The following is a 23217-nucleotide window of genomic DNA, read 5'->3' on the forward strand; positions in this document are numbered from 1 at the left end:
TCCGCCAGATCCGCCAGCGCGTCGCGCGCCGGTTCCACCGGCCGCACCATCACCGTCTTCTCGTTGGTGCAGAGCGCCAATCCCGGCGGCCCCTTGCGCGGCTTCCGTACGTACTTCTTGCGAGTCACGATCACCGGCACCTTGCCTGCCGTGCGCGCCTGCGAATAGAACGCCGCCCACGCCGAGACTTCTTCGAGCGTCTTCTTCGAAGGCTCGTTCTTGCCTTTACCGCGTCGCAACACGACGTGCGACCCCGCCGCGCCATGCACGTGAAACCAGTAGTCCTCGGGGCGCGCGAGCTGATGCGTCACATAATCGTTGCCTTCGTTGCTGCGGCCGATCAGGACGTCCCAGCCTTCCTTGGTCTTGAGCCGCCGCGGCTGGAGCCGTGCCGGGATCTCTTCGCGAGCGCGAGCCGCGCGCGGGGCACCGGTTGGACCTGGAGAACGGGCCGGCATCACCCCCAACGTCCGCGCGACGCTCGCCGGCACTCGAGCCAGGGCCGATTCCAGATCGCGGTCGAGGGCCGGGTCATCGGAAACCGCGGTGTCCTGTCCGCCTTCTTCGAGAGCGCGTGCGCGCTCCAATAAGACCGCAAGTCCGTGCACCTCCGCTTCGACGGCCGCCAGCCGCGGCGGCACTTCTTTGAGCCCGCGCTCGGCCTTGGCGGCGCGCTTGAAGTAGCGCGCGGCGTTGGCCTGCGGCGCAACCGCCGGGTCGAGAGGGATCTCGAGATTGCGTCCGGGATTCGCCGGGTCCGGCAAGGTCACGTGACTCGCGCGCGCCGGGACCTGACGCAGGTAGGCGAGCAGCGTTTCGCCAAACGTCCGGAACTCGCTGGCGCGGCGCGCCTCGGCCAGGTCTTCTCGGAGCGCCGCCACTTTGCGGGACAGCCGGGCGTGGTAACGCTTGAGCGCGCGGGAGAGCGCGGCGCGACGATCGAGAGACGACGCGAGTTCGCTCATGACCCGCACGCTAGAAGATGTGAACAAGGCCGCGCAAACGATAGGACCAGGCTTGACCCGGGACACAGAAGCAGCGCACGCTCGCCGCGAAGGAGAGGCGAATGCCCGTCTGTCGACACTGCGGCACCGCAGTCACGATTGGTGAGCCGATTCCGCGCGACGCCGAGTGCGGGAACTGCGGGAAGGACATCCGCGCCTGTATCCAGTGTCGCCACTATGACCCCGCGCTCAACAATGCCTGCCGCGAAACCATGGCCGATCCCGTGGTCGAGAAGGAACGGCGCAATTTTTGTGAGTATTTTTCGATCTCGGCGGCGCCCTGGCAGGCCGCGCCGAGCTCACGCCGCCGCGATGACGCCCGTGCGAAGCTCGAAGGCCTTTTCGGGGGATCGAGCCGTCCCACCCAGTCCGAGGACGCGCGCAAGAAGCTCGAAGACCTGTTCAAGAAGCCAGGCTCCGAGGGCTAGGCGGCCGAACAAGCCGTGGAGAAAGCATCGCCCCCGGAAAGCCAGTTCTTACAGACATCTTTGACGTATTTCCGCCCCAACCTTTAACCTGCACCCTCTTCGAGAGGGGGTTCGGGGATTGATTCGCAGCATGACCGGTTACGGGTCCGGCGAGATCGAGCGCGACGGACAGCGTCTCTCGGCCGAGGTCCGCTCGGTCAACCATCGCTTCTGCGAGGTCTCGATCCGGGCGCCGAAGCTCGTGAGCCCCTTCGAGGACCAGATCCGGCAGCTGGTTCAGGAGCGGTTCGCCCGCGGCAAGATCAACCTGACGATCACCTGGAGCGGCGTGGGGGAGACCGGCGAGACGCTGAAGGTCAACGACGCGGTCGCCGACCAGTACGTGCAGCTCCTCGGACGGCTCCGCGAGCGCTATCACATCGACTCGGGGCTCGATCTGCGCACCCTGGCGGGACTCCCGGATGTGTTCACCTGGGAGCACACCGCGCTCTCCGATGAGGAGACCTGGGGCCTCCTCGACCAAGTGGTGAATCGGGCCTGCGACAACATGAGCAGCATGAAAGGCCGCGAAGGCGAGGCGCTGGCCCGTGACTTCGCCAAGCGTCTCGACCTGATCCGCGCCGAGCTCGACCGGATCGCCGAGCGCGCGCCGCTACGTCCGCAGGAGGCGAAGGACCGCCTGATGACGCGCCTCAAGCCGCTGCTGGCGGACGTCGAGATGGACCCGCTGCGGATCGCCCAGGAGGTGGCCATGATGGCCGATCGTCTGGACTGCACCGAAGAGTGCGTGCGCCTCTCGGCGCACATCGACCAGTACCGATCGCTGATCGAAGGGCCCGAGCTCGCCGGCCGGAAGCTCAACTTCCTGCTGCAGGAGATGAATCGCGAAGCCAACACCATCGGCTCGAAGGCCAATGACGTCGAGATGGCCCGGGCGGTGATCGTGATCAAGGAAGAGCTGGAGCGCCTGCGGGAGCAGGTGCAGAACGTGGAGTGAGCGTGGGGACTGCGGAATCGGCTCGCGGCGTGTTCCCTCTGCCGCGGTTCAACCGCCCGGCGGGGTTCCTGCTCGTGATCTCGGGGCCTTCGGGTGTCGGGAAGGGAACGCTGGTCGAGCGTCTTCTCGCCGCCCGGCCCGAATGCATCCTGTCGGTGTCCACGACCACTCGTCCCATACGCCCGCACGAGACCGACGACGTGCAATACTACTTCGTCACTCGCGAGGAGTTCGAGAGCCGGCGCGCCGCGGGCCTCTTCCTGGAATGGGCCGAGGTGCATGGTCACCTCTACGGCACGCCGCGCGCGTTCGTGGAGGAGCATCTCCGTCAAGGCCGCGTCGTGGTGCTGGAGGTCGATGTTCAGGGAGGGGCGTCGCTTCGCAGGGCACAGGGGGGCGCGGTCTCGGTGTTCATCTGGCCTCCGTCGCTCGACACGTTGCGCGAGCGGCTCGGCCAGCGAGGCACCGATTCGTCCGAGGTCATCGAACGCCGGCTCGGGAACGCGACCCGCGAGCTGGCCCAGTGGAAGGAATACGACTACGTCGTATCGAACGACGATCTCGAGCCGGCGGTCGAGCGGCTCGTCGCCATCGTCGATGTCGAGCGTTCGCGCGTCGGACGCCTGAGCGAGTAATTCTTTGAGTATTACTGAGTCATCATGAGTATCTGCCCTACAGGAGAAATCGCATGACCAAGCTGGCATCGTTGATCCCGCCTCCCGGCACCAGCAAGTACGAGCTGGCGATCGTCGCCGCGCGAGAAGCGCGGCGGCTCAACGACTGGACGCGCCGCAGCGGAGAGACCATCACCGGCAAGGTGACGGCGCTCGCGCTCGAGCGCACCATCCGGGGCGAAGTTCCGAGCTTCTACGACGAATCCATTCAGTAGGTGAGCGCGATGCTCCGCGGACGCACGGTCGTGGTCGGCGTCTCCGGAGGCATCGCCGCCTACAAAGCGTGCGAGCTGGTTCGCTGGCTCAAGCAGGAAGGCGCTTCGGTCGTGGTGGTCATGACGCAGGCTGCCACCGAGTTCGTCACGCCGCTCACCTTCGAGACCTTGTCGGGGAACCCCGTGGTGCGAGGACTGTGGGGCAGCCAGCGCACGTCGTTCGATCTGCCTCCTCGCGGCGCCAGCCGGGTGCGCGGTCGCGTCGAGCACGTCGATCTGGCCGAGGCCGCCGATCTCATCGTCATCGCCCCCGCCACCGCCGATCTGATGGCGCGCCTCGTGCACGGCGAGGCGCCTGACGCTTTGACCGCCGTGGCGCTGGCCTCGCGCGCCCCGCTGATCATCTGCCCAGCGATGGACGTCGAGATGTGGCGTCATCCCGCCACGCAGAAGAACCTCGCCGCCCTCCGCGGACGTGGCGCTTGGGTCGTGGGACCCGAAAGTGGATCGCTGGCTTCGGGACTCGAAGGTCCAGGCCGGCTGGCAAGCCTCGAATCGATCGCCGAGGCGATCCGGATCGCCTCGCTCCGCCGAGCCAGCCTCGAAGGCCTGCGAGTCCTGGTGGGGGCAGGGCGCTCGGAAGAGCCGCTGGATCCCGTGCGGGTTCTCAGCAACCGATCGAGCGGAAAGATGGGGATCGCGCTGGCCCAAGCGGCACGCGATCGCGGCGCCGAGGTGGTGCTGGTCGCCGGAGCGATGAGCGTCGAGCCGCCCACAGGGGTCGAAGTGGTCTCGGTCACCACCGCGCAGGAGATGGAGAAGGCGATGTCCCGACACGCCTCCGGCGCGGACGTGATCGTCATGGCGGCGGCCGTGGCCGACTATCGTCCCGCCAAGGCCCGGGCCGCGAAGATCGAGCGCGGCGCGCGCGCGTTGAGCCTCGAGCTCATGCCGAACCCCGACATTCTCGGGGGGCTCGGCGCGCGGCGGCGGCCCGGCCAGGTGCTGGTGGGCTTCGCGCTGGAAACCGCGCCCGGGGTGGCGCGCGCGCGTCGTAAGCTCAGGGCGAAGGGAGTCGATCTCATGGTCCTCAACCATCCCAAGGAGGGTCTCGGAGGGGAGACCAACCGCGTCACGCTGGTGGAGGCGCGAAGCCAGCGCTCGCTGCCCAGGCAATCCAAGCGAGAGGTCGCCGAAGCGGTGCTGGACCGTGTGCTCGAGCTGCGTGCCGTGAGCAACCCGAGCCGCCCGAAGCGGCGGCGCGCGAGGCGGCACGCATGACGTCGCGAGCGCCGGACGATCCGCGTCAGGAAGCCGCGGAGCTCGTGGCCGCCGCCCGGCGCTGGCTCGATCGCGAAGCCGCGGCCGGTCTCGGCGATCTCATCGCGACGTCCACGCTGCGCGCGAAAGAAGAGTCGGCGGATCCCGAGCCTTCCGCACCCGTGCCGTCCGCACACGTGCCGTCCGCACACGTGCCGTCCGTACCCGTGCCGCCCGTGCGCGAGCCCCAAGGCTTGAGAACGGCCGTCGCCGACAACCCCTTCGACGAGCTGGATCCTGGCGGCGTCGCGGAGCGGGCCGAGATCGAGCGCGATTCCGGAGCGTTCCTGGAGGCAATTGCCACCGAAGTGCGGGCCTGCACTCTCTGTGGCTTGTGCGAGACCCGCACCCAGGCCGTTCCCGGCGTCGGCTCGGCGCGGAGCGGGATCGTGTTCGTGGGGGAGGCACCCGGTGCGGACGAAGACCGGCGCGGCGAGCCGTTCGTCGGCCGGGCCGGCGAGCTGCTGACGCGGATCATCAAGGCCATGGATGACGCGAAGCTGATCCCGGGCGTCCCCCTGACGCGCGAAACGGTGTTCATCTGCAACGTGCTCAAATGCCGTCCGCCCGAGAATCGCAACCCTCTGCCGCACGAGATCGAGAGCTGCGCCCCCTATCTGCGGCGGCAGCTCCAGGCCTTGCGGCCGCGCCTCATCTGCTGCCTCGGCAAGTTCGCCGCCGAGCTGCTGGTCGGCGTGAAGGGGACAATCGGCGGGCTGCGTGGCAAAGTCTATCGGTACCAGGGCGCCAAGCTGCTCGTCACCTATCACCCTGCCGCCTGTCTGAGGAATCCCGCCTACAAGCGGCCGGTGTGGGAGGACATGCAGCTGCTGGCTCGCGAGTACCTGTCCGATTAGGAGCGCACCATGTCCGACACCCTGACACGGCCGGCAACGCCCGTCGTCGAAGGTCCGATGCCGCCGCAGTCGCTCGAGGCCGAGCGGTCGGTGCTGGCGGCGATGATGCTGGACTTCGAATCGATCGGCCGCGCGCTCGAGCTCATCGAGCCGCCCGCCTTCTATCGCGTGGCCCACCAGAAGATCTTCGAGTCGGTGATCGCGCTCTACAACCGCAACGAACGCGCCGACCTCATCACGGTGGCCGAGGAGCTCCGCAAGCGCGGCGACCTGGAAGCCATCGGCGGGCAGCCGGCGCTCGCGCAAGTGCTCGAGTACGCCACCACCAGCGCCAACCTCGAAGAGCACGCGCGGATCGTCAATGCCAAGTGGCTGCTGCGCTCGCTCATCCGATCGGCGGGCGAGATCCAGCAGGAGTGTTTCGCGGACAGCGACGAGCCTGGAACGATCCTCGATCGCGCCGAGCAGCGCATCTTCGCCATCACCGACCGTCGCGTGCGCCAGGGGCTGGTGTCGCTCAAGGAGCTGCTCAAGCCGGCGTTCGAGCAGATCCAGTCGCTCTACGAGAGGAAGACCCTGGTCACCGGCGTGCCTTCGGGGTACGACGACCTCGACCGCATGACCTCGGGGTTCCAGCCCGGCGACCTGGTGATCATCGCGGGCCGGCCTTCGATGGGGAAGACGTCGCTGGCGATCAACGTGGCGGAGAACGCGTCGATCCACCACAAGGTTCCGGTGGCCGTGTTCTCGCTCGAGATGAGCAAGGAGCAGCTCGTGCTGCGCATGCTCGGCTCGCAGAGCGAGGTTCCGCTCCACAAGATCCGCAATGGCTATCTCGGCCAGGAGGACTGGCCGCGGCTCACCACCGGCGCGGGGCTGCTCACGCAGGCGCCGATCATGATCGACGACTCGGCCTCGCTGACCGTGTTCGAGATCCGCGCCAAATGCCGGCGACTGATGTCGGAGGGCAAGCTCGGACTCGTGGTGGTCGACTACCTGCAGCTGATTCGCGGCTCCGGACGGGTCGAGAATCGGGTGCAGGAAGTCTCGCAGATCACCCGGGGACTGAAGGCGCTGGCGAAAGAGCTGAACGTTCCGATCATCGCGCTCTCGCAGCTCTCGCGCGCGCCGGAGCAGCGCGGCACGGACCGACGTCCGATGCTCTCGGATCTTCGTGAGTCGGGGTCGGTGGAACAGGACTCGGACGTGGTGGTGTTCGTCTTCCGCGAGGAGTACTACAAGCCGGACGATCCCGAGCTGAAGGGCAAGGCCACGCTGATCGTGGCCAAGCAGCGCAACGGCCCGACCGGCGACGTCACGCTCACGTTCCTGCGCGAGTGCACCAAATTCCTCCCCTACAGCCCCATCACGATGGAGGAGGGCGAGCCCGCCTTCTAGGGGGCTCCGATCCCGGTCATGAACGAGATCGAAGTCCGCGCCGCCCGCTACGCGGTCCGGCGCGTCGGCGACTGGTTCGCCGAGGTCGGACGCATCACGTTCATGCTCGGCGAGGCGATGCGCGCGTTCGTCCCGGCGCTGCGCTCGTTCCGGCTCATCGTCGACCAGATGGGCACGATCGGCGTGGGCTCGATGTGGCTGGTCACCATCGTCAGTCTCTTCACCGGAGGAGTGGCCGCGGTGCAGGCCGCCTATCAGTTCTCGAGCGTCGTGCCGCTCAAGTTCATCGGCGCCGTGATCGTGCGCTCGGTCATCATCGAGCTCGGGCCCGTGCTCACCGCGCTCGTCGTCGGCGGCCGCGTGGGGGCCTCGATCGCGGCCGAGCTCGGCACCATGAAGGTCACCGAGCAGATCGACGCGCTGCGCGCCATGGCGATCAACCCGATCCGCTACCTGGTCGTGCCGCGCCTGGCCGCTTCCATCGTCATGCTCCCGGTGGTCACGATCTACGCCAACGCCATCGCCGTGTTCGGCGGCTTCCTGGTGGCGATCACGGCGATCGGCGTCACGCCCGACACCTACGTCACCGGCATCAAGCAGTACTTCTTCATCAAGGACCTCGTGTCCGGGCTGCTCAAGGCCATGGTGTTCGGCGGAATCATCGGCACGATGGGCTGCTACCACGGCTTCGCCACCGAAGGCGGCGCCGAGGGCGTGGGCAAGGCCACCACGCACGCCGTCGTCGCCTCGTGCGTGCTGGTGCTGGTCACCGACTACCTGCTCGCCCACGTCCTGTTCCAAGTGATCTTCGCCTCATGATCCGGATCCGCGGGTTGTCCAAGCGCCTCGGCAAGAAGCAGGTGCTGAGCGGGCTCGATCTGGAGATCCCCACCGGCGAGACCTGGGTGATCATCGGCCGGAGCGGCACGGGAAAGAGCGTGCTCCTCAAGCACATCGTCGGTCTCATGAAGCCCGACCAGGGGTCGATCGAGATCGACGGCGACGACATCGCGACGATGAAGGAGGCCGAGGTCAACGAAGTGCGCAAGCGCTTCGGCATGCTCTTCCAGGGCGCCGCGCTCTTCGACTCCCTGAACGTCGGTGACAACGTCGGGCTCGCCTTGCGGGAGCATCGCGTGATGCCCGAAGACAAGATCCGCGAGCGCGTGGCGCAGCGTCTGGACTGGGTGGGGCTGGCCGGCAGCGAGAAGCAGCGGCCTTCGGATCTGTCGGGCGGCATGCGCAAGCGTGTGGGCCTGGCCCGGGCGATCGCCATGGATCCCCAGTTCATCCTGTACGATGAGCCGACGACCGGTCTCGACCCGATCACCGCCGACGTCATCGACCAGCTGATCAGAGCGATGCAGCGCCGCATGCGCGTGACGTCGGTCGCGGTCACGCACGATCTGGCCAGCGCCTACAAGATCGGCGACCAGATCGCGATGCTGCACGATGGCAAGGTGGTCTTTCAGGGAACGCCGGACGAGACGAAGGTGACGAAGAACCCTTTGGTGAGGCAGTTCATCGAGGGCTCGAGCGAAGGTCCGATGGAGGTCTGACGGGGGGCCGGGTGAGTCGAAGGACGGAGATTCAGGTGGGTATCACGGTGCTGGGTGCGCTCGCCGTTCTGATCGTCGGCGTGGTGTGGCTCAAGGAATACGGCTTCGGCAACAAGTCCCGGATCTGGCACGTCACGTTCCCCGAGACGGGTGGGCTCGGGAAGAGCGATGAAGTCCAGGTGAACGGGATTCGGAAGGGCGCCGTGCACACGATGGAGCTGGTGGGCGACCGGGTCATGGTCGACCTGGCGCTCGACAAGGACGTCGTTCTCACGAACGACTCGCGCGTGGCGATCCGCAGCGTCGGCATGATGGGGGAGCGGGTGATCGCCGTGGACCTCAAGAGCACCGGCGCGCCCTACTCGCCGCGTGACACCATCCAGGGCATCTACGAGATGGGCCTGGCCGAGGTCATGGCGGATCTCGGCAACACCACCTCGTCGGTATCGACGATCGCCGAGCGGCTCAACAACCTCGTGGGCGTCATGGACGAGAACGGGGATTTGTCCGGCGCGCTCCGCAACTTCCGCCAGACCAGCGAAGAGCTGAGAATGACCGTGGCCGAGAATCGGGCGGCGCTCCGGCAGACATTCGCCGATTTCTCGTCGACCGCGCGGACCGCGCGCGGGCTGACCACCGGCCGCGAGGCCGAGCTCCGCCGCGCGATCGACAACTTCTCGCAGACCGCGGAGAACATGAACCGGCTCTCCAATCGCCTGGACTCGCTGCGCTCCACCATCCAGTCCGTGAGCACCAAGGTGGAGCGCGGACAGGGCACGCTCGGCAAGCTGGTCAACGACGAGAAGCTCTACGCGGACCTCAATTCCTCCATCCAGTCCTTCAAATTGCTGGTCGAGGACATCAAGGCCAACCCGAAGAAGTATCTGAAGGTCGAGATCTTCTAGGTGAGGGGGTCGCGCGTGGCGAAGAAAAACCGGGCAGCCTTCTTCTGCGGCACCTGCGGCCACGAGGAGCCGCGCTGGTTCGGCCGCTGTCCGTCCTGCCAGGCATGGAACACCGCCAGCGAGGCGCCTTCGGCCGGGACGGGCGCGGCTTCGGGACGCAGGCGTCGCTGGACTCCCGCGGGCGGCGAGCCGCCGGCGCCGCGCGCGCTCGCCAGCGTCGAAGTCGCCGAGACGCCGCGTGACATCACGGGCATTCCCGAGCTCGACCGCGTGCTGGGGGGCGGTCTCGTCCCAGGATCGCTGATCCTGGTCGGTGGAGACCCGGGGATCGGCAAGAGCACGCTCGTGCTCCAGGTGGCGCGCGCGTTGTCAGGCAGAGAGCGCAAGGTGCTCTACGTCGCGGGCGAGGAGAGCGAGGAGCAGGTCCGTATGCGTGCCCAGCGGCTCGGCGCGACCCCCGAAAGTCTCTTCATCCTGTGCGAGACCGACCTCGAAGCCGTGATCGACGCCGCGAGCGCGATGCGACCCGACGTGCTGGTGGCGGACTCGATCCAGACGCTCTCCCGCTCCGACCTCGAAGGCGGGCCGGGATCGGTCACTCAAGTGAGGGAGTGTGGCCTCGCCTTGCTCCAGTTCGCCAAGGCGACCCGCACCGTGGTCTTCCTGATCGGTCACGTGACCAAGGAAGGCGCTGTGGCTGGTCCGCGTGTGCTCGAGCACATGGTCGACGCGGTGCTCTATCTGGAAGGCGAGCGCTACCACGACGCGCGCATCCTGCGCGCCGCCAAGAACCGCTTCGGATCGACTCAGGAGCTGGGCGTGTTCGCGATGGAGGAAGGTGGCCTGCGCGAGGTCGCGAATCCCAGCGCCGCGTTCCTCTCGGAAGCGCGCGAGTCGCAGGCCGGCACCGCGGTGGTGGCGAGCCTCGAGGGGACGCGCCCGCTGCTGGTCGAAGTTCAGGCTCTGGTCTCCAGCTCGTTCTACGGCACGCCGCAGCGCGTGACGAGCGGCTTCGACGCGCGGCGGCTCGCGGTGCTGCTCGCCGTGCTCGAGCGCCGTGTCGGTCTCAAGATCGGCCGGCACGACGTCTTCGTGTCCGTCACCGGAGGCATCACGCTCGAGGAGCCGGGAACCGATCTCGGCGTCGCTCTGGCGGTCGCTTCCTCGTTCAAGAACCGGCCGCTCAAGCCGCGCACGCTGGCGATCGGCGAGGTGAGCCTCTCGGGAGGCGTGCGCCGCGTGCGGCGCCTCGATCTCCGGCTGCGGGAGGCCGCTCGGCTGGGATTCGTGCGTGCCGGCGTGCCGGCGGTGCAGGCCGAGGACGGCGAGGGCCTCTCGATCGAAGTCCTGGCCCTCGAGACCTTGCGCGAGGCATTCGACCGCCTGCTCGACGCGCCGGCCGAGCCCTCACGGAGCGGGCCGCCGGCCGAGGCACCGGAGACGGCGCGCGCGTGAGCGTCGCGGCGCTGCTCCTCTGCGGCGGTCGTGGCGAACGGCTCGGCATGCCGGTCCCGAAGTCGCTGGCATCGCTCGCCGGGCGACCGCTCTTCACCTGGAGCCTTTCGGCGCTCGAGCGCTGCTCGGCGATCACCGCGATCGTGGTCGTCGGCCCGGTCAAGCACCTGAAGGAAATGATGGCGGCCGCCGGGCAGGCCTCGTGGAAGGTCACCGGCTGGGTCGAAGGAGGCCGGGAACGGCAGGAATCGGTGGCCCGTGGCCTTCTGGCCTTGCCGGAAGGCGCCGATCACGTGCTGGTCCACGATGCCGCACGGGCGCTGGTCGAGCCGCCGCTCCTGGAGCGGGTGATTGCCGACGGGCTCGAGCACGGCGCCGCGATCGCGGCGATTCGACTGGCGGATACGCTGAAACGTGGCAGTCTTGACGTCGTGGAAGACACCGTGCCGCGAGCCTCCCTCTGGTGCGCCCAGACGCCCCAGGTCTTCCGACGCGCATGGCTGGAAGAGGCGCACCGCTCGGCGCCGAAGAACGCCACCGACGACGCGATGCTGGTCGAGGCGCTCGGCAAGCGGGTCCACCTCACCGAGGGAGACCCACTCAACTTCAAGATCACCACGCCACGGGACCTGGAGCTCGCCGAGGCGTGGCTCACACGAGCTCCCGCGAGGACCTGATGGGTCTCCGAGTCGGGATCGGCTACGACATTCATGCGGTGGCGAAGGACCGCAAGCTGATACTGGGCGGCGTGTCCTTCGACATCGACTGGGGCCTCGCCGGACACAGCGATGCCGACGTCCTCTGCCATGCGATCGGCGACGCCGTGCTCGGCGCGGCAGGCCTCGGAGATCTCGGACGGCATTTCCCACCCACCGATCCGCGCTGGAAGGATGCTTCGAGCATCCATCTGCTCGGGCTGATCCGCGCCATGCTGCACGGCGCGGGCGCGCGCGTGGTCAACGTCGACTCGACCGTGGTGGCTCAGGAGCCGAAGCTCGCGCCGAAGATCGTCGAGATGTGCCGGAACATCGCCACCGCGCTGCAGATCGGCGCGGACCAGGTGTCGGTGAAAGCCACGACCAACGAGGCGCTCGATGCGCTTGGCCGCAGCGAAGGCATCGCTGCCTGGGCCGCGGTGCTCATCGAGCTCGAAGACTAGCCTCGCGGCGACATCCAGACCCTGCGAGACAAGAACAGCGTCCGGAGCGAGGCCGCCGCCGATTCTGCTAGCCTCCCCGGCTCATGTCCGGCCCTTCTGACGTCCGTGTTCGCTTCGCCCCCAGTCCCACGGGATGGCTCCATGTCGGCGGAGCGCGCACCGCGTACTTCAATTGGCTGTTCGCGCGCCGCCACCATGGGGCGCTGGTGCTGCGGATCGAGGACACCGATGTCGAGCGCTCGAGCGAAGCCAGCGAGCGCGGCGTGCTCGAGGATCTCGGCTGGCTCGGTCTCGACTGGGACGAGGGGCCCGACCGCGGAGGCGCCTTCGGTCCTTACCGGCAGAGCGAGCGGCTCGCGATCTATCGGGAGTGGGTCGAGCGGCTGATCGCACAAGGCGCCGCGTACCCCTGCTTCTGCACCGACGCCGAGCTGGAGGCGCGCCGGGCGGCGGCGCTCGCCGCCGGCCGGCCGCCGCAATACGACGGCCGTTGCCGCACCATGGCCATCGCCGAGCGCGATCGCGCGCGCGCCGAGGGGCGCTCGGAAAGCGTGCGCTTCGCGGTCGCGGCCCGCGATTGGGTCCTCCATGACCTGGTGCGCGAAGAGGTGCGCTTCCCGTCCGGCATGGTGGGGGATTTCGTGCTGCTGCGATCGAGCGGGCTGCCGACGTACAATTTCGCGTGCGTCGTGGACGATGCCTCCATGCGGATCAGTCATGTGATCCGCGCCGAGGAGCATCTGCCCAATACGGTGCGGCAGCTCATGCTCTACGGCGCGTTCGGGCTCGACCCGCCGCGCTTCGCGCACGTGCCGCTGATCCTCAACGCGGACCGCACCAAGATGAGCAAGCGGACCGGCGAAGCCGCGGTGGCGGTCGGCGACTGGCGGCAGGCCGGATACGTGCCCGAGGCCCTGCTCAGCTATCTGGCGCTGCTCGGCTTCCACCCCGGAGACGACCGCGAGATCCTGTCACGCGCCGAGCTGCTCGAGGCCTTCGACCTTGGCCGTGTCGGCCGCAGCGGATCGGTCTTCGATCCCGACAAGCTTCGCTGGGTGAACGCGCACTATCTCCACCACGCCACCGGCGAGCAGCTGCGGGCCTGGGCGGGGCCGTTCCTGCCGAAGGCGGCGCGCGACCTCGAACCGGCACGGCTCGAGGCCCTGCTGGCCGCGATCCGCGGCAACCTCACGACGCTCGCCGACGTCGCCGCGGAGCTGGGGCCATTCCTCGGCGACGGAACGCTCGAGCTCGAGGCCGACGCGCGTGCGGTGCTGGAGACCGAGGGCGCGCGCGCGTTGTGCCGGGCGCTGGGCGCCGAGCTCGAGTCGCTTGCGGACTGGAGTGGAGACAGGTTTAAATCCGCGGTTCAAACAGTCGGTCGGTCGCTCGGAATCAAGGGTCGCGAGCTGTTCCAGCCTCCGCGCGCCGCGCTCACCGGGCGCACGCACGGTCCGGAGCTTCCCGTCGTCGCCGAGCTCCTGGGTCGCGATCTGAGCCTCGCGCGCCTTCGCGCCGCGGGAGGAACTTCCAAGTGAGGTGGGCGTGAAGGTGGCCGTATTGATGGGAGGCCGTTCCTCGGAGCGCGAGATCTCGCTGCGCACGGGCCGCGGGATCGCGCAAGCCGTGCGCAATCTCGGACACGAGGTGGTGGCCATCGACGCCGCCAACGGACGATTGCTGCCGGCCGGCGATGAAGAGCGCGGAGCGCTTCCCTCCTCGGCCCTCGAGCCCCACGGCGAGGCCGCGCTGTCGCGCCCGGAAACGCTGGCGGGCGCCGACGTGATCCTGATCGCCCTCCACGGCGCCGCGGGTGAGAACGGCACGCTGCAGGCCCTGCTCGATCTTTCGGGCAAGCCCTACACCGGGTCCGGCATGATGGCCAGCGCGCTGGCGATGAACAAGGCGATGGCGAAGCGGTTGTTCGAGCATGACGGAATCCCCACGCCGCGCTGGCGGCTGCTTCCGCCCGATGCCACGACCGCGTCTTTCGAACCCGAGTCGATCGGCGGATTTCCGCTGGTGGTGAAGCCGAACGAAGAAGGCTCGAGCGTCGGGCTCACCGTGGTCGAGAGCGCAGGAGATCTCGAGGATGCGCTGCGTCTCGCAGGCGATCTGGGTGAGATCCTGGTGGAGGAGTTCATCGAAGGGCGCGAGCTGACCGTGTCGATGCTCGGCGAGCGCGCGCTTCCGATCGTCGAGATTCGTCCCAAGAGCGGCCTGTACGATTACGAGTCGAAGTACACGGCCGGCCGGAGCGAGTACTTCTGCCCCGCCGATCTGCCGGAAGCGATCGCGGCCAAGGTCCAGGATCTCGGGCGGAGGGCTGCCGCCGTGCTGGGCTGCCGCGGCGTGTCTCGCGTGGACTTCCGCCTCGACGCGCGCGAAGTTCCCTACTGCCTCGAAGTGAACACGGTGCCTGGCATGACCCCGACGAGCCTCGTGCCCATGGCGGCGAAGGCGATCGGGATGAGCTACGACCAGGTGGTGCAGGCCATGATCGATCTGGCGATCGCCGACTCGCGGCGACGCCTACACTCGGCGTCCAAGCACTGACGGAGACTCCATGGACCGAACGCTGGGATTCCTGAAGGACCTCGTCGAGGCGCACGGAGCACCTGGTTTCGAGGGGGACGTGGTGCCCGTGATGGAGAAGCACCTCAAGGGTGTCGGCCCATTCTCGCGCGACAAGCTCGGCAGCTTCATGTGCGAGAAGAAGGGCACGAGCGCGGCTCCGCGGGTCATGCTCATGGGACATCTCGACGAAGTGGCGTTCATGGTCAAGTCGATCACCAAGGAAGGCTTCGTGAAGTTCCTGCCGCTCGGCGGATGGTGGGGCCACGTCGTGCTCGGCCAGCGTCTGATCATCAAGACCCGCAAGGGTGACGTGATCGGCGTGGTGGGCTCCAAGCCGCCTCACGAACTGCGCGATGAGGACCGCAAGCGGGTCCTCGAGATCAAGGACCTGTTCATCGACGTGGGGGCGACCGCCGATTGGGACGTGAAGAAGAAGCTCGACATCCGGCCCGGCGATCCCATCATTCCCGACTCGGCATTCACGGTCATGGCCAATCCCGACCTGTTGCTGGCCAAGGCGTGGGACAACCGCATCGGCTGCGCGATCGCGGCCGAGACCGCGCGCCGGCTTTCGGGCGTGTCCCACCCCAACACGGTGATCGCGGGCGCGACGGTTCAGGAGGAAGTGGGGCTGCGCGGCGCCATGACGTCGGTCTACAAGGTCCAGCCCGACGTCGCCTTTGCGCTCGACGTGGGCATCGCGCACGACACGCCGGGCACCGAGGGGGATGAGCGCCTCGGAGGGGGGCCGCTCGTCGTGGTCTACGACGCCACCTCGATCCCGAACCGCGGTCTGCTCGATCTGGTGACGGACACCGCCCGCAAGCTGCGCATGTCGCTGCAGTTCGAATCGGTGGAGCGCGGCGGTACGGACGCCGGACGCTTCCATGTGCACGGGCAGGGCGTGCCCAGCATTTCCATGGGAGTGCCGGCCCGCTATATCCACAGCCATGTCAGCATCATCGATCGCAGAGACTTCGAGAGCACCGTTCGTCTGCTTCTCGCCATCATCAAGCGTCTGGACGCGAAGACGGTCGCCGGTCTGACCCGTTAGACGACAGGAGCCCGGGGAGCCCGCGGATGAACGTCGCATGGATGCTGATCACCCGGCTGATTCCAGAGACCGAGAGGCTCCTGGACATCGGGCTGCGCCTCGGGATCGCGATCGTCTTCGGCTTCCTGGTCCAGCGCGTCCTCTTCCTCATCGTGGGGCGCAGCGAGGGCTGGATCGAGCGCGTCGGACATGGAAGCGCGATGGCCAAGAAGCGCGCGAAGACGATCGGGCAGATCTTCCGCAGCCTGATCACGGTGTTGGTGGTCGGCGGTGTGGTCCTGTACGGGCTCAGCGTTCTTGGATGGGACGTGCGTCCTCTGCTGGCGACCGCCGGGATCGCCGGCGTCGCGCTCGGCTTCGGGGCTCAGTCACTGGTGAGGGACGTGATCGCGGGGATCTTCATCATCGCCGAGGACCAGTTCGGAGTCGGTGACCTCATCGAGGTCAACGGCAAGGCGGCGACCGTCGAGGGGCTGACCGTGCGCTGTGCAACCCTGCGCGACTTCAACGGCTTCCTTCACTTCGTGCCGAACGGCGAGATGAAGATCGTGGTCAATCGCAGCCGCGGTTGGAACCGCCTGGCGGTCGATGTGCCGATCGCCCACGACGAGGATCTGGAGCGCGCGCTCGAGGTGTGCCGGCGCGTGGCTGCCGCGATGAGCGCGGAGGGTGCCTGGCGTGCCAAGCTTCTCGACGACGTCCAGGTGTGGGGCGTGGACTCCTTGAGCCCGACCGAGATGCTGATCCGGCTCGTGGTGCGCGCTGAGCCCGGACCCGACGTGCACGAAGCCGCGCGTGAGCTGCGCCGGCGCCTGCACGGCGCGCTGGCCGAAAGCGAAGTGCGCCTGACCGCGCAGCGCGAGATCCTGATCAGCCCTTCGGACGCAGCACAGGTGCGGCGCCAGGGCATTTCACCCGACGCGCGAGCTTCGTAGGGAGAGAGAAGGCCGATGGGATTGCGGATCTACGACACGCTGACTGGAGAGAAGCGGGAGTTCACGCCGATCACGCCCGGCCGCGTCGGCATGTACGTGTGCGGGATGACGGTCCAGGACAAGCCGCATGTGGGCCACATCCGCGCGTCGCTGTCGGGCGAGCTGATGCGACGCTACTTCGAGCATCTGGGTTTCGAAGTCACGTACGTCTACAACTTCACCGACGTCGACGACAAGATCATCGAGAAGGCCAACAAGGAAGGCGTGGAGTTCGACACGGTGAGCGAGCGCAACATCGATGCCTATCTCCGCTACGCGGACCTCCACAACATTCTGCGAGCCACGGTCTATCCACGGGCCACGCGTCACATCGGCGAGATCCTCGCGCTGATCCAGAAGCTGTTCGACCGGGGCATGGCCTACGCCGCCGGCGGCGACGTGTACTACGAGGTTCGCAAGAAGCCGGACTACGGAAAGCTCTCGGGCCGGAACGTGGACGACATGCGAGCGGGTGCGCGCATCGAGGTCGGCGAGCACAAGCGCGACCCGCTCGACTTCGTCCTGTGGAAGGGCGCCAAGCCCGACGAGCCCGCGTGGGACAGCCCTTGGGGGCGCGGTCGTCCGGGATGGCACATCGAGTGCTCGGCGATGAGCATGAAGTACCTGGGTGAGACCTTCGACATTCACGGCGGAGGCCAGGACCTGATCTTTCCTCATCACGAGAACGAGATCGCCCAGTCCGAAGGCGCCAATGGCAAACCGCTGGCGAGCTTCTGGACCGAGAACGGCATGGTGAACCTGACCGGCGAAAAGATGTCGAAGAGCACGGGGCTGCTCTTCTACGCCGAGGACATCGCCGCGCGCCACGACCCGGAGGTCGTGCGCTACTACCTCTTGTCGACTCACTACCGGAGCCCGATCGAGTTCAGCGAGGAGCGCCTGGCGGAGGCCGGGGTCGCCTACCAGCGTCTTCGCGGCCCGCTCGAGCGTGCCGAGGTCTGGTCGACCGCCGGAGGGTCAGGGGACCTCGGAGGTGGCTTGAAGCACGCCCACGAGGAGGCGGAGCGCCTATTCCGGGAGTCCATGGACGACGACTTCAACAGCGCCAAGGCCCTGGGCCACCTGTTCGACTTCGCCCGGGAGGTCAACCGGGCGTTCGACGAAGGCGCCGACTCGGAAGCGCGCGCCGCGGCACGCCGGCTCTTCGCGCTCGGCCAGATCCTCGGGCTCTTCTGGAAGCCACCGGCGGCGGAGACCTGGAGTCCGGACGTCCTCCAGCTCGTCGAAGCCCGTGAATCTGCGCGCAAAGCTCGTAACTGGAAGGAAGCGGACGAGCTGCGCGGGCGCCTGCTGGAGAAGGGCGTACTGGTGGAAGACAGCTCCTCGGGACCTCGGCTGAAGCGCCGGTCCTGATTCGAAAGCAGCGTTGCCCACCGACGCTGCTCGAGTGCCCGGAAGTGCCGGACCGCGCCGGTCATTCCCTTGGGGCTCGATGCCCAGGGATTGCAAAAAGCTGTTGACCCCAGGGCCTTGGCAGTCTTGACTCTATCCAGGCCCGGGTGGCAACAGCTCTGTCGTCGGGGACTCTTCCCCGCCCCTTCATCCCCAACGACAGAGTCTGGAGCATGTTCCTGGTGCTCAGGATCTCGACCGTCCCAAGCGCCGATCGAAGCAGTGCAGTTATCTGGGGGAGAAGAGTTCTGGATATGCACGGAATGAAGAAGAACTGGTTGAGCCTCTCACTGCTGTTGTTCGCTCTGGCGACCCCGATCAACGCCAAAGCGGATTACTACTGGCAATCGAATCCAGGGGGAGTCACGGGCGGTGATGACGGAGGTGGCGACCCCGGAGGGGATCCGGATGGTCCTTTCGGTTCGAGAATGGCTCCCGGACAGCGCTCCGGCGGCACCGGTGGTAATGACAGCAGGTACCAAGTGAACCGGCCTCTGGGTTCGGACACCTGGTTGTTGAGGCGATACCTGACGCTGTTGTCGGGTCTGCGCAGCTTCTACCTGCGCTTCTAGACTCGGGGATCCGGCGTACGCCGAACCCTGGCGTACGCCGGAACATACGGAGAGCTGCGAGTGCCGAGCTTCGACCCTCGTCGCATCGCGGATCTCGAGGAACGGTTGGCCACCCCCCCGGCCGTGGGGGGCGAGACCGTGCCCGAACTCGAGATGCTTGCGGATATCTACCTTCAGGCCGACAGCTACGTGCCGGCCCTGGAGACCATTCAACGACTCTTGGGGCTGCCCCAGGCTTCGTCGCTGTCGCCGTCGCGGCGCGCGGCGTTCGAAGTCAAAGCGGTCGAATGCCGCATCGCGCAGGGCGACAACGCGGCGGCGGTGGCCCATTGCCGGGAAATCATGACGTACGAGCACGAGATCGAGTCGCTCTCGGTCCGTGCGCTCCTGCATCTCAGGGCGGCTAAGGCTCTGAACCAGCTGGCGCGGTTCGATGAATGCCGCGAGCAGGCGGAGGAGGGGCTCGCTCTGGCCGACAAGGCCCAGGACGTTGGTCTCTCCGCCCTGGCCTTGAATGCGCTGGGACGCGTCGCCTATCGAGAGGGCGACCTCATGCGCGCCCGAGACTTCTACGAGCAGGCGCTGGTGCTCTACCGGCGTCTCGGCGACGAGCAGATGTGCGCGGGCTGCCGCAACAACCTCGGGCTCATCCACAAGAACCTTTGCGAGTGGGATGCCGCGATCGGACACTTCCGCGGGGCGCTGGAGTGCTTCCGCCGCCTCGGCCACTTCACCCATACGGGTCTCCCGCTGCTGAACCTGGGCATCGTGTATCAGAAGCGAGGCGACTGGGATCGCGCACTCGACTATTACCAGCAGTCCGAACGCGTCTACCTGCAGATCGGCGAGAGCTTCGGTCTGGCTCGCGTCGCGATCGGCATCGGCAACATCGCGCGACTGAAGCGCCGCTTCACCGAGGCCGAGACGACTCTTCTCGGCGCCCTCGACCGCGCGCGCGCCCACGATGCGCGCCGCGAGGAAGTGCTGGCGCTGGAGTTCCTGGGCGAGCTCGACTACGACCGTGGCCGGCCGGAAGTTGCGCTTCGCCGCTACGACGAAGCGCTGGTCCTGGCCGAGCGCGTGGCTCCCGAAGGGGACCTGGTCGTCGAGCTCGAACGGCGACGCGCCGAAGCTCTGTGCGCACTCGGCCGGCTCGACGATGCCAGCCTCGCGTGCGACCGGGCTTCTCGTCAGGCGCGCCTGACCGATGATCGCCTGGAGCACGCCGTGGCGCATCGTGTGAACGGTGACATCGCCTGGGCTCGGGGACAGCAATCCGACGCGCTTCAGCTCTGGTCCATCGCCGCCAGTCTTCTTGCCGAATGCCACGAGCGCTACGAGCTCGGGCGCACGCTTCTGTCGATGTCGCGAGCCGCCCAGGATCCGCGAGAAGCCAGGCGCCACCTGTACCGCGCGAGTGCTCTTTTCTCCGAGCTTCCGACCGCTCACTGGCTCGATCAGGCGGAGAGCGAGCTGCAGCGTTACCTCACCGACCAGCGGCCACCCGAGCGTCCGTCATCGCCGATTGGCCGCCGGCTCCGGGCCCCCGGTCTCGTGGCCTGCTCGTTGCCCATGCAGCGCGCCGAGGCCCTGGCGCGTCGCGCCGCCGCCACCGAGCTGTCGGTGCTGATCACCGGCGAGACCGGAACCGGAAAGGAGCTGATCGCGCGCACCATTCACACGCTCTCGACGCGAGCGCGGGGGCCCTTCCTGGCGATCAACTGCGGAGCGCTGCGCGCCGATCTCGCGCTCTCTCAGCTCTTCGGCCACCGCAAGGGCGCGTTCACCGGCGCTCATGCCGAGGGTTTGGGGCTCGTGCATGCCGCCAATAACGGCACGCTGTTCCTGGACGAAGTCGGGGATCTGCCCTCCGACGTGCAGGTCACGTTGCTGCGGTTCCTCGAGAGCGGCGAGTTCCTCCGCCTGGGTGAGACCCAGGTGCAGCGCGCCGACGTTCGCGTCCTGGCGGCCACCAACCGCGAGCTGCGCGATGCGGTCGAGCGCGGCGGCTTCCGCCGCGACCTGCTGTTCCGGCTCAACGAGGTGGAGATCACGCTGCCGGCGCTGCGGGATCGCCAGGAAGACATCGTTCCCCTGGCCCGCCACTTCCTGAGCTTCTACGCCGGCCTCGAGGGGCCGAAGCTGTCACGCGACGCCGAAGCGGTGCTCGGTTCGTACGCCTGGCCCGGCAACGTGCGCGAGCTCGAGAACGTCATGCGGCGTGTGGCTGCTCTGCATGCCAGCACTTCGCTCGTGGACTCGGAATCTCTGCTGCCCTTCCTGGGTGGCGCCTCCACCCCGATGGCGCCGTCCCTGGACTCGGCGGTGGACGAGCGCGGCCGCATCCTCATGGCGCTCGAAGAGGTGGGCGGAAACAAGAGCCGCCTCGCCAAGATGCTGGGCGTGAGCCGCAAGACCCTCTACGCCCGCATCAAGAAACTCAATATCAGCCTCGAGTAGCTCCCGCTCTCGCCTCCACGGCTGTTTACCTGCGCCACGACTGTTTCCTCGACTGTTACCTCACCTAGATTCAACCGGCCCAACGACTTTGCCGTGAATGTCCCGTCTGGGCTGTGGACTGAGGTGACAGACCGCCTCGGAACCGCACCCGTCGCCGGAATCGCGTCGCTGGCTCGACTTGCCAAATATTTCAAGCAGTTATGGCTGTGTCAGCGAGCTTGAGCCACCACCCATTGCATTTGGCACGCACAGTGCTCAGGCACACAGCAGGGGATACGGGGAAAGCGGGTCGGGAGTCCAGTTTCCGAGACAGCTCCCGACCCGTGCATCAGAGCAAAACGATTTGCCCAGCAGAGGCGGCGGCCAGAAGGCGGGTAGGGCTCGAATCCCGCGACCAGAGGGCGCCGTGACTTCCCACCGAAAGTGGGGTGAGAGGCAAACAAAGGTCGTTCTAGCTAGTTGGTGAGTCGTCAGCTGAAGTTCGTCACAAAAAAACTGAATACGCCCGGTCAACGAAGTCGGGAGGACAGTGGAGCTACAACCCGGTCATTCACTGCTCTCTCGAGAAGAGGCGGCCGGAGAGACGGAAGATCGACACATCCGTTTCTCCAGGTCGCCTTTTCGCTTGCCCCCCAACGGTTGAGGGGGTTTGGGTCGCGTGCTAAGGTGCGGTCATGAACGCTCCCTTTGCATCACCTCGAAAGGCGCGGCCGCTCGCGCCGGTTGCATACATGCTGGCTCTCTCTGCGCTCACGTACGCGCTCGTCGTGGGATGTGGTGGAGGCCAGGAGAGCGGCAATCAAGCAGCGAGTTCCCCCACCACCACGACGACCACGCCCCCGTCGCAACCAGCGACCGACACCGGCGCCGTCGCAGCGGATCCCATCGCGCACGGAAAACAGGTCTACCAGGCGCGCTGCGTTCTCTGCCACGGACCCGAAGGCAAGGGTGATGGACCGGCATCGGCGGCTTTGAATCCAAAGCCGCGGAACCACACCGATGGCAGCTACATGAATTCGCAGACCGACGAGCAGCTGTTGGCCGTGATCCACAACGGCAAGGGCGCGATGCCGGCCTGGAAGGCGGTGCTCACCGAGCAGGAGATGCAGGACGTCCTCAAGTACGTGAGGACCCTCGCCAAGTAAGCTGGGAAGGGGCCCGGAAGCTTGACACCACCGGACCCCTTGCTACCTTTCCGCGGGTTTGGCGGTCGCTGGCGTAGCTCAATTGGTAGAGCATCTCATTTGTAATGAGAGGGTTGGGGGTTCGAGTCCCTTCGCCAGCTCATCGTGGTCGCCGGTCAGTTCTCGCCGAGCGAGCCCGCTGCCCAGTGGAGGGGTTCCCGAGCGGCCAAAGGGAACAGACTGTAAATCTGTCGGCTTAAGCCTTCGGAGGTTCGAATCCTCCCCCCTCCACCATCATCATCATGAGCAACGACAATGGCTTGTGCGGGAATAGCTCAGTGGCTAGAGCGTCAGCCTTCCAAGCTGAGGGTCGCGGGTTCGAATCCCGTTTCCCGCTCCAATTTCAGGATTCAAAGAGTGGCTGCGGCTCCTGGCCGAGTCGTCGCAAAACGAAAACTTGCCTAGTTTTGCATTGACAGCCCCGAGAACCGGTCCTTAGATTCCGGGGCTCGCATTCCTCCCGCACGACTTTCCCGCTCCGAAAGTCGGCCTGGGGGGGTGCGTCTTCGTGCGTCGGACGCTGAGCCGCGTTGTTAGTTGCAGCACTCCACCCTTGCGTATGTCCAGCTGCGGTGCTGCCAGAGAAGTCCGTCGAACGCGCCCACGTAGCTCAGTCGGTAGAGCATTTGCATGGTAAGCAAAAGGTCAGCGGTTCGATTCCGCTCGTGGGCTCCACACTTCACGGGGCCGCTCGTGATGGACGTGGACCGCGGACGTCGGAGCTTGTGAACGGCGGCCGCGGGAATCGATGAGGGAGCATCCGGCGACGCTGGGTCCGCCGCCGGGAGTTTGAAACGAAGAGCGCGCCGCCCCGAAGGCCGCGCGCGAGAGCAGTCGGCCGAGTGACAGCCGCCCATACAGGAGTCTCGAGATGGCCAAGCAGAAGTTCGAGCGGACGAAGCCGCACGTGAACGTGGGGACGATTGGTCACGTGGACCACGGGAAGACGACCTTGACGGCGGCGATCACGATGGTGTTGGCGCAGAACAATCCGACGATCCAGGTGCGTGAC

General features: G+C 67.0%; 23 protein-coding genes and 4 tRNA genes. 26 read left to right on the forward strand and 1 reads right to left on the reverse strand.

Annotated elements, in window-relative coordinates; all coding sequences use genetic code 11:
• Nucleotides 1-965, reverse strand: a 965-nt coding sequence (locus VFQ05_12725; protein HET9327628.1) for an NFACT RNA binding domain-containing protein, incomplete at its 3' end; no start/stop codon positions are given.
• A 101-nt stretch (nt 966-1066) separates the two neighbouring features.
• Here VFQ05_12725 and VFQ05_12730 point away from each other — a divergent pair.
• The 26 genes from VFQ05_12730 to VFQ05_12855 all read left to right on the forward strand — a co-directional run.
• Nucleotides 1067-1432: a hypothetical protein gene (locus VFQ05_12730; GenBank protein ID HET9327629.1), complete on the forward strand. Its 366-nt coding sequence runs from the start codon at nt 1067-1069 to the stop codon at nt 1430-1432.
• 118 nt (nt 1433-1550) lie between these two features.
• Nucleotides 1551-2429, forward strand: coding sequence for a YicC/YloC family endoribonuclease (locus tag VFQ05_12735; protein ID HET9327630.1), 879 nt, complete (start codon nt 1551-1553; stop codon nt 2427-2429).
• A gap of 2 nt (nt 2430-2431) precedes the next feature.
• Nucleotides 2432-3064, forward strand: a complete 633-nt coding sequence (gene gmk, locus VFQ05_12740; GenBank protein HET9327631.1) for a guanylate kinase — start codon at nt 2432-2434, stop codon at nt 3062-3064.
• Nucleotides 3065-3117: 53 nt separating this feature from the next.
• On the forward strand, nt 3118-3318 hold the full coding sequence (locus tag VFQ05_12745) for a hypothetical protein (GenBank protein ID HET9327632.1): 201 nt from the start codon (nt 3118-3120) through the stop codon (nt 3316-3318).
• A gap of 9 nt (nt 3319-3327) precedes the next feature.
• Nucleotides 3328-4599, forward strand: coding sequence for a bifunctional phosphopantothenoylcysteine decarboxylase/phosphopantothenate--cysteine ligase CoaBC (gene coaBC, locus VFQ05_12750; protein HET9327633.1), 1272 nt, complete (start codon nt 3328-3330; stop codon nt 4597-4599).
• A complete protein-coding gene (locus tag VFQ05_12755; protein ID HET9327634.1) occupies nt 4596-5495 on the forward strand; it encodes a uracil-DNA glycosylase in 900 nt (299 codons plus the stop codon). Before coaBC ends, VFQ05_12755 begins: the two co-directional genes overlap by 4 nt.
• Before the next feature lie 9 nt (nt 5496-5504).
• Nucleotides 5505-6893 (forward strand): replicative DNA helicase, encoded by a 1389-nt coding sequence (dnaB, locus tag VFQ05_12760; protein HET9327635.1) that lies wholly within the window; start codon nt 5505-5507, stop codon nt 6891-6893.
• 18 nt (nt 6894-6911) lie between these two features.
• Nucleotides 6912-7712, forward strand: coding sequence for an ABC transporter permease (locus VFQ05_12765; GenBank protein ID HET9327636.1), 801 nt, complete (start codon nt 6912-6914; stop codon nt 7710-7712).
• Entirely contained in the window at nt 7709-8452 is a 744-nt protein-coding gene (locus VFQ05_12770) for an ABC transporter ATP-binding protein (GenBank protein HET9327637.1), read from the forward strand. Before VFQ05_12765 ends, VFQ05_12770 begins: the two co-directional genes overlap by 4 nt.
• Before the next feature lie 35 nt (nt 8453-8487).
• Entirely contained in the window at nt 8488-9357 is an 870-nt protein-coding gene (locus VFQ05_12775; GenBank protein HET9327638.1) for an MlaD family protein, read from the forward strand.
• Between the two features lie 15 nt (nt 9358-9372).
• On the forward strand, nt 9373-10812 hold the full coding sequence (gene radA, locus VFQ05_12780; protein HET9327639.1) for a DNA repair protein RadA: 1440 nt from the start codon (nt 9373-9375) through the stop codon (nt 10810-10812).
• Nucleotides 10809-11489 (forward strand): 2-C-methyl-D-erythritol 4-phosphate cytidylyltransferase, encoded by a 681-nt coding sequence (gene ispD / locus VFQ05_12785; protein HET9327640.1) that lies wholly within the window; start codon nt 10809-10811, stop codon nt 11487-11489. Before radA ends, ispD begins: the two co-directional genes overlap by 4 nt.
• Nucleotides 11489-11971, forward strand: a complete 483-nt coding sequence (gene ispF / locus VFQ05_12790; GenBank protein HET9327641.1) for a 2-C-methyl-D-erythritol 2,4-cyclodiphosphate synthase — start codon at nt 11489-11491, stop codon at nt 11969-11971. The genes ispD and ispF overlap by 1 nt, the downstream gene beginning before the upstream one ends.
• Before the next feature lie 83 nt (nt 11972-12054).
• Complete coding sequence (gene gltX, locus VFQ05_12795; GenBank protein HET9327642.1) at nt 12055-13509, forward strand: glutamate--tRNA ligase; 1455 nt, start codon at nt 12055-12057, stop codon at nt 13507-13509.
• 7 nt (nt 13510-13516) lie between these two features.
• On the forward strand, nt 13517-14527 hold the full coding sequence (locus VFQ05_12800) for a D-alanine--D-alanine ligase (GenBank protein HET9327643.1): 1011 nt from the start codon (nt 13517-13519) through the stop codon (nt 14525-14527).
• Nucleotides 14528-14537: 10 nt separating this feature from the next.
• Nucleotides 14538-15602, forward strand: coding sequence for a M42 family metallopeptidase (locus VFQ05_12805; GenBank protein ID HET9327644.1), 1065 nt, complete (start codon nt 14538-14540; stop codon nt 15600-15602).
• Between the two features lie 26 nt (nt 15603-15628).
• Nucleotides 15629-16537, forward strand: a complete 909-nt coding sequence (locus VFQ05_12810; GenBank protein HET9327645.1) for a mechanosensitive ion channel domain-containing protein — start codon at nt 15629-15631, stop codon at nt 16535-16537.
• A 15-nt stretch (nt 16538-16552) separates the two neighbouring features.
• Nucleotides 16553-17950, forward strand: coding sequence for a cysteine--tRNA ligase (gene cysS / locus VFQ05_12815; GenBank protein HET9327646.1), 1398 nt, complete (start codon nt 16553-16555; stop codon nt 17948-17950).
• A 302-nt stretch (nt 17951-18252) separates the two neighbouring features.
• Nucleotides 18253-18561, forward strand: coding sequence for a hypothetical protein (locus tag VFQ05_12820; protein ID HET9327647.1), 309 nt, complete (start codon nt 18253-18255; stop codon nt 18559-18561).
• Nucleotides 18562-18621: 60 nt separating this feature from the next.
• Nucleotides 18622-21021 carry a sigma 54-interacting transcriptional regulator gene (locus tag VFQ05_12825; GenBank protein ID HET9327648.1) on the forward strand — a complete coding sequence of 800 codons (2400 nt, stop codon included), beginning with the start codon at nt 18622-18624 and terminating at the stop codon, nt 21019-21021.
• 731 nt (nt 21022-21752) lie between these two features.
• Nucleotides 21753-22166, forward strand: a complete 414-nt coding sequence (locus VFQ05_12830) for a cytochrome c (GenBank protein HET9327649.1) — start codon at nt 21753-21755, stop codon at nt 22164-22166.
• A gap of 67 nt (nt 22167-22233) precedes the next feature.
• Nucleotides 22234-22306: transfer RNA gene (locus tag VFQ05_12835), tRNA-Thr, on the forward strand.
• A gap of 47 nt (nt 22307-22353) precedes the next feature.
• Nucleotides 22354-22439 (forward strand) — tRNA-Tyr (locus tag VFQ05_12840).
• Nucleotides 22440-22469: 30 nt separating this feature from the next.
• Nucleotides 22470-22545 (forward strand) — tRNA-Gly (locus tag VFQ05_12845).
• A gap of 259 nt (nt 22546-22804) precedes the next feature.
• Nucleotides 22805-22880, forward strand: a tRNA-Thr gene (locus VFQ05_12850).
• 196 nt (nt 22881-23076) lie between these two features.
• Nucleotides 23077-23217: GTP-binding protein (locus VFQ05_12855; GenBank protein HET9327650.1), on the forward strand; the 141-nt coding region annotated here is incomplete at its 3' end.

It is taken from the genome of Candidatus Eisenbacteria bacterium, assembly GCA_035712145.1.
Lineage (GTDB): Bacteria > Eisenbacteria > RBG-16-71-46 > RBG-16-71-46 > RBG-16-71-46 > DASTBI01.

Bases quoted from the DNA above. Each gene is read 5' to 3' on its own strand.
- VFQ05_12730 (HET9327629.1), top strand. From the start codon at position 1,067: ATGCCCGTCTGTCGACACTGCGGCACCGCAGTCACGATTGGTGAGCCG.
- VFQ05_12745 (HET9327632.1), top strand. From the start codon at position 3,118: ATGACCAAGCTGGCATCGTTGATCCCGCCTCCCGGCACCAGCAAGTAC.
- coaBC (HET9327633.1), top strand. From the start codon at position 3,328: ATGCTCCGCGGACGCACGGTCGTGGTCGGCGTCTCCGGAGGCATCGCC.
- VFQ05_12755 (HET9327634.1), top strand. From the start codon at position 4,596: ATGACGTCGCGAGCGCCGGACGATCCGCGTCAGGAAGCCGCGGAGCTC.
- dnaB (HET9327635.1), top strand. From the start codon at position 5,505: ATGTCCGACACCCTGACACGGCCGGCAACGCCCGTCGTCGAAGGTCCG.
- VFQ05_12765 (HET9327636.1), top strand. From the start codon at position 6,912: ATGAACGAGATCGAAGTCCGCGCCGCCCGCTACGCGGTCCGGCGCGTC.
- VFQ05_12770 (HET9327637.1), top strand. From the start codon at position 7,709: ATGATCCGGATCCGCGGGTTGTCCAAGCGCCTCGGCAAGAAGCAGGTG.
- ispF (HET9327641.1), top strand. From the start codon at position 11,489: ATGGGTCTCCGAGTCGGGATCGGCTACGACATTCATGCGGTGGCGAAG.
- gltX (HET9327642.1), top strand. From the start codon at position 12,055: ATGTCCGGCCCTTCTGACGTCCGTGTTCGCTTCGCCCCCAGTCCCACG.
- VFQ05_12805 (HET9327644.1), top strand. From the start codon at position 14,538: ATGGACCGAACGCTGGGATTCCTGAAGGACCTCGTCGAGGCGCACGGA.
- VFQ05_12810 (HET9327645.1), top strand. From the start codon at position 15,629: ATGAACGTCGCATGGATGCTGATCACCCGGCTGATTCCAGAGACCGAG.
- cysS (HET9327646.1), top strand. From the start codon at position 16,553: ATGGGATTGCGGATCTACGACACGCTGACTGGAGAGAAGCGGGAGTTC.
- VFQ05_12820 (HET9327647.1), top strand. From the start codon at position 18,253: ATGAAGAAGAACTGGTTGAGCCTCTCACTGCTGTTGTTCGCTCTGGCG.
- VFQ05_12830 (HET9327649.1), top strand. From the start codon at position 21,753: ATGCTGGCTCTCTCTGCGCTCACGTACGCGCTCGTCGTGGGATGTGGT.